At 31.5% G+C, this 2397-nt stretch carries 4 protein-coding genes; all 4 read left to right on the top strand.

The genetic code is table 11. The features are described from left to right. Positions 1 to 82: 82 nt before the first annotated feature. Positions 83 to 1150 carry an RNA polymerase sigma factor gene (locus tag ACZQCL_RS05675; protein WP_482482156.1) on the top strand — a complete coding sequence of 356 codons (1068 nt, stop codon included), beginning with the start codon at positions 83 to 85 and terminating at the stop codon, positions 1148 to 1150. 21 nt (positions 1151 to 1171) lie between these two features. Further along, positions 1172 to 1618 carry a hypothetical protein gene (locus ACZQCL_RS05670; RefSeq protein WP_482482154.1) on the top strand — a complete coding sequence of 149 codons (447 nt, stop codon included), beginning with the start codon at positions 1172 to 1174 and terminating at the stop codon, positions 1616 to 1618. Positions 1619 to 1637: 19 nt separating this feature from the next. Beyond that, on the top strand, positions 1638 to 2180 hold the full coding sequence (locus ACZQCL_RS05665) for a hypothetical protein (protein ID WP_118116068.1): 543 nt from the start codon (positions 1638 to 1640) through the stop codon (positions 2178 to 2180). Between the two features lie 36 nt (positions 2181 to 2216). Next, positions 2217 to 2397: hypothetical protein (locus tag ACZQCL_RS05660; RefSeq protein WP_482482152.1), on the top strand; the 181-nt coding region annotated here is incomplete at its 3' end.

The raw sequence follows: 2397 nt of genomic DNA, 5'->3' as shown, positions 1-2397 counted from the left end.
CGTCTATAATATTTATGTGTAAATAAATAGGAATATAAAAATATGGGTTATAATATTTTGAATTATAAAAGGGTAAAAATAAATGGAAAAGGGTTTAATTACAAGAGCAAGAAAAAAGGATAATGAAGCAATTGCTGAAATTATTCAATTGACAGAAAGAAAAGCATATTTTATTGCGTATAAAGTAGTGAATAATGAGGCTACAGCTAAAGATATTGTACAGGAAGCTTATATTCAAGCGTTTCAGAAGTTGGATCAGTTAACGGATGATGCTAAGTTTGAGAGTTGGTTCAATCAAATTGTTTCGCATAAGGCATTGGATTATACAAAATCAAAAATTGGTAAGAATAAACCAGTCGAGTTTAGTTCTTTAGATGATGAAGAGGATAGACTTGAGTTTGAGGCGAATATCAAGAATGATAAGACTTCTTTTGAACCAGAAGCAAGTATGAATTATAAAGAACTTCAAGAAGGCGTACAAGGAGTGCTAAATGAACTTCCTGAAAATCAAAGACTTGCATTGATGATGTATTACTTTGAAGATATGAGTGTTTCTGAAATTGCTGATGTTTATGGTGTTAGTGGGAATACTGTAAAGGGATATCTAGCATATGGAAGAAAGAAAATCAAGACTATCATCGAATCAATGAGAGAAAAGGGCGTATCTTTCTATGGCGTTGCACCAATGCCATTCTTAACATGGATGTTGCATGACCAAATGGCTAAGACGGCCGTTACACATGTATCAAAGGATATCATTATTAAAACGGTTGGAACAAGTGCAGCAGCTACAACGGCTGGAGCAGCTGCTACTAAGACAGGTGCATCTAAATCAGGATTTGCGAAATGGTGGGCAAGTAAAACGGCGAGTGTAAAAGCAGGAGTATGTGCTGGAACAGTAGCTGTAACAGGTGCAGCTGGATATGCAGCAGTTGATTATAATAGTAACTATAAGCAGGTTGTTAGAGCTGTGGATAAATTAAATGATTTAAGTATTTATCATTTAGAATTTAAAGAATCAGTCGGTGATGAATATGCGGTTAGTCAATATTACTTTAAAAACACGGGTAAAAAAGATGAGTACTATGGAGCATATGGAGGTAATGGTTTATCTATTGAATATAAAGTAGAAAATGATCAAATATCTTAATCAATGGTTGATGATTTTGATATGGATAATATTGATAAACGTACTTTTGATAATCAGATTACTCCAACAAAAAAGAATAGAGAAGAATACATGTATTTAACTATGGGTACAAAAGCATATTATACGTATCTATTAACAGGAGAAAACTTAAAACCACAGGTAGCTTTAGCTAATGTTGTTGATAATAAAGAGGCTGCAGATATTGAGTTAAAACAGTGGAAAGATTCGTTGAAAAAAAATATTAATAAAGCAGATGTGACAAAAGATAAAAATGGAAATACGGTTTATTCATATACAACAATAGAGCAGGTTGTAGATGAAAATGATGATTCATCTGTGAATGATACGAATGATCAAAAATCCATTATAACGATTAATAAAGATGGATATATTGTGAATAAAAAGATTATAAGAATTACAGATAACAAAGTGGTCAAAGAATTTAACTTTGATATGTTTGCGAAATAAGGGAGTGCAGGGTATATTTATGAAAATTTGTCCAATTTGCGAAGAATTAGTCGCAGATGAAGTTAATATTTGTAAAAATTGTGGCTTTAGTTTTAATGTAACTAAAAAGGTGGTAGAAACACCAATTCATAAGCCAAAAGAAAAGGTTAGATCTAGAAATAATAATCGAAACAATAGAAACTATAAGATTTTACAACTGTCTAATGTATCGTTGGATGAAGTGAATCGATGGATTGATGAGCATAATGGAAAAATTAAGATTATTGGTTTTTATGGTTCTTTACAATACACCATGTTGATTGCAGCAATGGCAAAATTTAAATATAGTACTTTAACAATTAAGTATTATCCAGATGTAGAGGGATATGAATATAAAATTTATAAATCACAACATGTGCAGTTGTTCTTTAGTGATCCATTGAAATCATGCCTGAATGATCTTACACCGATTCCTGATGATTGTAGGATGGTTGGTCGTATTCAAAAAAAATCTATGTATCCTGGTGGGAATGGTCAAACCTTGGCTTGTGTCATTCAATTATTAGAAAGAAAAATTTATTAATAAAAAGAACTGTAGATGTAGGAAATAATAATTATTATGGAAATCAATAAAAATATGACCAGAGCTGAACAGATTGGTCATGTATATGAATATACTTCAAAGTATGCGATTTATATCGGAAGTAGAGTTAAAAATGAAGCTGACTTTGTGGAATCAGTAATTGAAAAAACATATATGGAAGCTGATGAAAGAACAGCTCATTTGTGGGATGATTATA

The sequence above is a fragment of the Holdemanella sp. genome (genome assembly GCF_056804935.1).
Note: the sequence above shows the minus strand (reverse complement) of the source record. Positions and strands in the feature narration are given on the sequence as shown.